A 7886-nucleotide genomic window follows, 5' to 3' on the forward strand; every position below is an offset into this window, starting at 1 on the left:
ACACTGCCAACTGAATAACACATCCCCGTCAATACGGTTCTCGCTGTACGCTTACGGTATGACTACAACAGCAAACGAACTATGGTTGCTTGCCAAAATGCATAACCGCTGCCTGCGCATGCGGCGAGGTGCTGATTATGCCTAAAATGGAATCATCAGCAGCTGGTACGGGATGTCAAAGCTAAGTTTAATTATTCCGGGGTGAGGCAAAGCTGAGATGTCAGCTGAGTGCCAAAAGCGGAAGTAACTAACAGCAGTCTGTGTGAAAATACGGGGAGCAGGTTAGTACTCCTTAATTACGCCCAACTGGTCGATGTTGGTGATGTGGAAAACCACGAGAAGAGGTGTCAGAAATCGACTTTAATACATCCGGTCTCAAAATGGTCGATTAAGACTCTATATTTCAGACTATTAGTCTCTAAAAGTGGTTTTCCACACGGTTGACCTTCAAACAACATTAAGTATTGATTCAATCCTTTTTTTTGCCTGACTGGTCAGGCGCTTAATTCCAAGCGAGCGGGTCATTTCCTGTATCTTATTGTCACCTTTAATACTCAGCGCCAGTGCGCGTAATTCCTCACTAGGGATCGCGTCAACCTGGCGAATGTCGTTATCCGTGGCAGGCAAACGAAACGCATTCCAGTCAGCACGTTGCTCAGCGGACAGCCAGACGAAGTTTTCACCTGAGTGATCGGCTGCAAGGTGATAGTGTTGATCCACAATTTCCATTACGCGTTCACGTATCAGTCTGCCAGCGCGAGTGAAGCCGTGTATACGTGCGATGCGGTGCACAAGCGTTGTATCCAGAACGGGTGATTCACTTGTTACCACCGCTTCAATGAGGGTTTTAAGTGTCTCATCATATTCAGCGATATAGAATTGTTCTGCATCTGTCCTGTCGTGCCATTCCTGAAGATCGTTAACGACATACTTACCGGCATGCGCTGGCTTGTTGTTATTCTGAGAAGCTGTAGATGCATACTTCAACTCAGTGCCACCATCATCTTCGCTTACTTCGGCGGGAGGCGTGATGATAGGGTTTACTGACGTGGATATTTCTTCATCATTAGCGACAGGTGTAATTTCAGATACCAGTATGTCTTCACTGGCATCATTGGTTACGTGACCGATGACTGGCGTAATCTGCTTTTGTTTTTCTGCTTCAGCAATCAGTGCGGCTTCCGCTGCTCTGGATTCCTCCAGCAGGCGATTTATTGCTGTATCCAGCCTGTCGAGTGCACCTTCTTTATCAATCCACCATTCAGTTGACCAGAGGCGCAGTAATTTCCAGCCCAGGCCCTGTAGGATAGCGCTGCGGACTTTATCGCGATCGCGTGCTGTTGCTGCGCTATGGTAAGTGGCACCGTCACATTCAACACCGACAAGATAGTCGCCAGGCTTATCCGGATGAACGATCCCCAAATCAATACGGAAACGGGATACGCCAATTTGCGGGACAACATGCCAGCCTTTTCTCCTCAGACCATTTGCTACTGCCTCTTCAAACGGTGAGTCATAACCGCCTACAGACCCACGTACTGCCTGAGAAAGAGCTTCAGGGCCGCGCTGGGCAAACTCAATAAAGTGTTTGAGGTCAGCAACCGCGCGGGCGCTGGTCCGATTAAGGTCGATGAAGGAAGGATCGAACGAGCTGAAGACCATCATTTCCTGTCGCGCACGTGTGACGGCAACATTCAGCCGGCGCCAGCCTCCCTCGCGATTAAGCGGGCCAAAATTCATCGACATTGTATTTGCGCCCGGCTCAGTCGGGCCGTACCCGATGCTAATTATGATCAAATCGCGTTCATCCCCCTGAACCGTTTCGAGGTTTTTAACCACAACAGGTTCTTCCAGTTCAGACTGGAAGAAGGGTTCAATTTCAGGGTGATGCTGTCTGGCACGGTCCAGCAGATCGCTGACTAGCTTTTGCTGTTCAGTATTCAGCGTGATAATGCCTATCGATCTGCCTGATGCAACGAACTCTTTATCAGTCAGTCGCTTCACCGTTTCAGCGACGATCGCTTCTGCCTCGACCTGATTATGACGTCCTTTCCCTTTAGAGTAGACGCCTGTAACCTTGCACCACTGGACAGCACTTTGCTTTGTTTCGGAAGCGGGGAACGTAATCAGGTTGCTGTCATAGTAGCGATGGTTGGAGAAGGTAATCAGGCTTTCATGACGGCTCCGGTAATGCCAGCTCAGGCTGTGGTTATACAGGCCGGCAGCAAGACACTCATCCAGAATGCTTTCCATATCTTCTTCAGTATCATCGTCCGTGTCATTAGCTGCACGATTAAAGAAGCTGGTTGGCGGCATCTGGCGGGGATCACCGGCGATTACCACCTGTTTGCCACGCGCCATGGTGCCGATAGCATCCCACGGGGCAATCTGCGATGCCTCATCGAAAATCACCAGATCAAACAAGGCTTGGTCGGAGGGCAGGAACTGGGCGACTGAAAGCGGACTCATCAGCATGCAGGGGGCAAGTTTGGCCATGGCATCGCCCATTTCGGCTGCCATCTGGCGTACCGGTTTATGACGACGGGATTTCTGTAGTTCATGTTTAAGCAGTGCAAAACCACTCTGCTTGCTGACCTCATTTTTTGCAGGAATGACGCCACATAAACGAGCACGGATATAGCGTACTGTCAGTTTGGCCAGACGATCGGTTTGAGCACGGTAAGCCTCAATATCACTCATGTGCTCAGCCGGCACAAAATTGTGCAGCAGCGGCTCTGAATCGATCATCCACGATGCAAACCAGCGGCAATAGGCAGTTTCAAAAATCTCTGCAGCGCTTATTTCTCCTGAGTTAACATGGATCAGCGCGTTGATCACTGGCTGCAGGCCATGTGAAATCGCTTCCTCACGTACACGGCTCCAGTCACTCCAGGCTTTAAGAGCAGACTGATGTTGCAGGATATTGAGTGCGCAGTCACGCAGTGCCGGGAGCGATGGTTTGTCCTCAGCTGGTTTTATCAGATTGCAGAAGCTAACCTGTGCATCATTGAAATTGGCGATTGCTGTGCGCAGTTTCCGAGTCAGGGCGGAGATAACACCCTGCGAACCGAGAAGGTCATTGGCATCAATAATCAGATTTTTTACAGCAGTGCGGATCTCGACCAACTGCTGTGGCGAAGAAGCAAAACCACCAAGCGAATTGCGGATAGATTCTGCAAGTTCCAGGGTGGTCTGCAACTGTGCAACGTTGGTATCCAGCCCAGCCCATCCCGGCAGGGATAAAGTGACAGAGTTAAGCTCGGTCAGACGTTGCAGCAATGTCTGCAGAGTTTCAGCAATGGGGAGATCAACGGATAAGTCGGGAGCTGACGTTAGCGAGTATTGTCGGATAACTTCACCAATGACTTTCTTGCGGGCACTGGTCGCAAAGAACCAGAATTTTTTGTCAGCGACGTCAAGTGCGTTTCTGATCTGCGGAGCATTAACGTACTGCCAGCTGTTACCAGGGTAGGTAACTGACAGATTAGCCTTTGTCACTTCAATCTCTTTCAGGAGGTGAACGGCTTTATTCGCTGACTCTATACGGCTTGTGGCATCCGGTGCGAACATGAAATTCAGATCAATGCCGTAAGCTTCCGTCAATAATTCACAGAATGAAGTTAGTTGCGACAGTCTCTCGGGCTCAGTAGAGTCCAGAGTAACTCCCGTCGCCTTCAGTAATTCCTCGGTGGCGTTTTCAAGGTGATCGATGATTGCAGGCAATGAATTTGCTGCAGCAATGAGAGAAGACTGCCACCCATTGGTCCAGTCAGCCTGCGTAATGAGGTCAAAATGATCGCCGTGCTGTTTCCAGGTATCACGGTTCAGCTCCAGACGTTTTACTATCTCTCTGAACTGAGTCATCTCTGAAGAAGAATGCAAAGTCGATGCAGGCCAGCTAAAGTGCGGCGTGGCGCTACTTGCATCCCTGATAACCGTGCCCATTGCCTGATGGAGCGTTAAGCCATTTGGCCAGCGCAGATGGAGCAAACGGACAACCTCATTGAGTTTGTCTCGCAGGTGCTGCACCTTGGCCGCTTCTTCCTTCCACTCCGAGGTGGTCAGTAGATCACGCGCATCCCATGCCCGCTCTAGCTGTTTCAGAAAATCCATCTTGGACGTTTTGCTCGAGTGCAGTTCCAGACAAAATTCACCGAGTCCCTGAGCCTCAAGCCTGCGATAGACCACATCCAGTGCCGCTTTCTTCTCAGCAACAAAAAGTACGCGCCTTCCCAGCGCAAGGTTATGCGCGATCATATTGGCTATGGTTTGCGACTTACCGGTACCGGGGGGGCCATCCAGAACAAAATCCCTCCCTTTTGCAGAGGCTACAACGGCGGCGATTTGCGAGGAATCTGCAGGCAGCGGTAGGAAAAGATCCTGCGTATTGACGTTGTCATCGAGTTCCTCAACGTTGATGACTTCTCCGCTCTTATCCAGAACGGCATTGTCCTGGCCGCGTTCGATGAGATACTTTACCAGCGCACTTTGCATCAACTGAGGTGCCCGATCGATTAGATCTTTCCACATCAGATATTTGGCAAAAGAGAATGTGCCAATCACGACATCACGGGTGACTTCGAAACCGGGTATGTCGCGCACAGCACGCCGTACCATATTCCAGATGCCATCCACATCAACACCACTTTCATCGGTGGGCAGATCGCCATCGAGGCCGTTAATTGTCAGAGCAAAGTCATTATGTAGCAGTTCAAGCAGAGTAAGGTTGAAGCGGGGCTCTTCTTCCAGCAAACGCATGGTCACGCCCGAAAGTACACTTTTACGGTCAAGCTGAATCGGCAGTAGTATCAGTGGAGCTGAGTAACTTTTGGGATCATCAGCGGATTTTTTCCATTTAAGGAAGCCCACAGCGAGGAAAAGAGTGTTGGCACCACCTTCCTCCAAATCACTTTTCGATTTTCGATAGAGGTCGATTAGGGATGACTCGAGGCGGTATTTTTCCATTGCGGAGACGACTTCACCGCGTTCCAGCGCAATCTGGGCGTATTCTTCCCGCAGGTTCTCGTTTGTGAGCTGCTGATAAAGTTCGGCATCGCGGCCTCCACTCTCTAGATCAGGGAGCGGGACAATGCGAATGCGTTTGCCTTCAGCTAGCTTATCTTCAAGATGGCCCGGATTCGCACAGATCAAACGAATGCCTTTAGCGCTTTCAGGCAGGTGTAACAGGCGGTTACGGGTGGTTAAGTCCAGAAGTTTTCGTTGCCATTGTACAAGCCGGCCCCCAGCTTCTTTTTCGCCAGCTGTTTCAATATCAATGTCAACATCAGGGAGAGAGGGTGCGTCCTCAAACCCATGAGAAATAACCTCCTCAGCATCAGGCTGTTCTTCAAGGCGAGTGACACCCAGAGCCAGTGGCCGAATTTTCTGCATCCGCGCGCGACGCGAATCAATGGCTGCGTGAAAAACATCCTCGTTAAGATACTTTAACGCTTCATCAGATGCCTGAGTAAATGAAGGCGGGTGAGCTCTGGTCGCGAGAGTTGTCTCAAATACGACCATTTCTTTTAGGTCGACACGTTTGCGCACCGCAGAGACGTCTTCTGTCACTAGCTGCGAAAATTCCTGTGGTTGTAACCAGACGCCAGCAAACGCATGACCTTCACTGAGCATTAGCAGTGAATTCAAACCAATCTGTTCCAGTGCTGAAGCAAATAATAAGGTTGTATCCAGACAGGTCGCGACTTTTCCTTCCAGAATGATGCCTGGTGTGCGAATTTTCTGGCCATTCCGTTCAAAGCTGGCTGGGGGAAGGGCATAACTGATATTGAGGTTGCAGACAGCAGTCCAGAGAGCTGAGGTAATTTCCCAGACACGAGTTCTCGACTTGCTTTCATAACCATCAAGAGCGTCATTCTTGCCTGCACGGCGAAGGACATCAGAGGCTGCCTTGAGTACACGATCTACCGCCGGATCATTAGGAATGATAAATGAAGGGAGCAATTCAATCATTGCGCTGCCGCCCCATTCATTTTTCGCAAGTGCCTCAAGCGAATAATGAGTAATGAAGATTTCTTCCTCACCCTGGCACAAACTTATGGTGACTTCGCAGAGTACGCTTTCGGTCAGTTCGGCGAGCCATTTGGCATTAAGTTTGACATCCCGATCCCTGATATCCAGTGAAGTACCGGGAAGCAGGCGGTCGATATTCCATTTTTTATCTTCGAGCACGGCTGGCGCGGTCCGCAGATGCAGCGTCAGATCCTGAAATGTCTCTTCGGACTCATTATGCAAGATGAGCTCACGTAACAGCGGAACTGCATTCTGGTGTGATGTGAACCCCAGCTTGTGCGCGATACTCACCTGCGCTTTTATACCCATGAAACTAGTTCTCCTTAAGAGGAAATCACTCAAATATGCACAGTAGTGCTGACGACAGGAGACGCATTGAACAGGCAGAAAGCATCAGCAATTTGATTGCTCTGGCGGCGAGTATCAGAACAGGCGCGCAAGTACAGAAAGCATCATTCGCGGATTAGGTTGGGGGCGAAAGGTAGTGATTGTAAAAATCAATGCACGCTTCCTCTACCGTCAAGAGGTCGTCCCTAAGAATCATCTTAGTATTTTGCTAACATTAAAGTATAACGCGAACTTGATCTATAGATTAGGTCAGCCCAGTAATCTGAGGTGGGATAGCAATTTCAGAAAGATTTATGTTTTTGATAAATATATTTTTTTTCTTTCATCCCACGATTCACTTGTAATGATGAACAACAAAAAAAAACAAGAAAAGATGATGTTCGATATAATATTTTGAAAAATTCCTGGATAACAATTGAATATATCTCTTGACCTGTTCCCTGTTGTTGAACAAGGCACTATTTTAATCATACCTTTGTCAAACTGTGAACTTCCGCTATTCGCTCTAAGCGGTCTTAGAGACTGTCATGGCATATTACCAGGCGCGGAAACCCTGCGAAGGTAGGGTTATCTCGCCTTTGCTGTTGAGAAAGGTAGTTTAATTTGCACCCGACATCACTCTCATTGATTAAAGCACGGAGTGGAGATTACTGCGGTCCACAGTTCTGACAAACAGTGAAAGAGAAGGCCTGCGTAAAGAAAAAAGGTGTCGCGATGCGTGATGCAATTACCTTATGACAGACCTTGCGGTGATTTACGGCACAGGGCAGATTCCGGACGCTGTGAGCCCACTCATTCCTGCGAAGCCTGATTCTGCTGTACCTCAGGCTATATGATGGCCTGCGCAACAATCACATCCTGCCCATTAAACGTCGCGGCGGGGGAACCATACAGTTGATAACCAAGCGCCAGTGCTTCTGAAACCCGATGACAAAATTTAGCGTCATCCTTACCTGTCAGGAGACGATAACGAGGAAGACCATCCGGAGGTTCATGGCCCTTATTTTTTATTTCTGGGTTGCTCATGGTAGTGCTCCTCTTCAATTTTAGCCTTTTTGGCTCTGTCGTTATTTTTATCTTCACAAAACCATAAAAAATCATAATGGTCAATCTGGGCCATGCGTGCAGGGGAGTACCCCCGGGCCCTGGACGTCCCCTGTGTGCCAAGAGCGGAATCTGGAGCGCCAGAGGCCCTTTAAAAATTGATGATTCGTTTTGCAGGGATACTTACATTGCCACGTGTGTACTGACCATCTTAATAAATTCGGGGGTACGCCAGAGGTAGCAACGTTTCTTATCAATGGTGTTGATCACTACAAAAATGACTGTATCCCTGTGATAGCGGATTTCGTCCTTAGTGGAGAAAAGATCAATCTAAACATGAGCATGGGTTAGCGAAAAGTGGCATTAAACGCTTGAACATTTCACCTAACAAATATACTGTTTATTTATACAGTGTGCGCCGGGAGACCGGTAAAGATCAAGGGGTGAAAGTCCCCGACCATTGA

General features: G+C 48.9%; 2 protein-coding genes. Both read right to left on the bottom strand.

Features of this window, described 5'->3' with window-relative positions:
* Window positions 1-447: 447 nt before the first annotated feature.
* Window positions 448-6372, bottom strand: coding sequence for a DUF3320 domain-containing protein (locus ABLU50_RS15815; protein WP_227525967.1), 5925 nt, complete (start codon window positions 6370-6372; stop codon window positions 448-450).
* Window positions 6373-7206: 834 nt separating this feature from the next.
* Window positions 7207-7404: a DUF1737 domain-containing protein gene (locus ABLU50_RS15820; RefSeq protein ID WP_071839091.1), complete on the bottom strand. Its 198-nt coding sequence runs from the start codon at window positions 7402-7404 to the stop codon at window positions 7207-7209.
* Window positions 7405-7886 lie beyond the last annotated feature (482 nt).

Origin of the sequence: Klebsiella sp. GG_Kp173 (assembly GCF_040062415.1) — a bacterium.
In the GTDB taxonomy this organism is placed as follows: domain Bacteria; phylum Pseudomonadota; class Gammaproteobacteria; order Enterobacterales; family Enterobacteriaceae; genus Klebsiella; species Klebsiella quasipneumoniae.

Bases quoted from the DNA above. Each gene is read 5' to 3' on its own strand.
- ABLU50_RS15820 (WP_071839091.1), bottom strand. From the start codon at position 7,404: ATGAGCAACCCAGAAATAAAAAATAAGGGCCATGAACCTCCGGATGGT.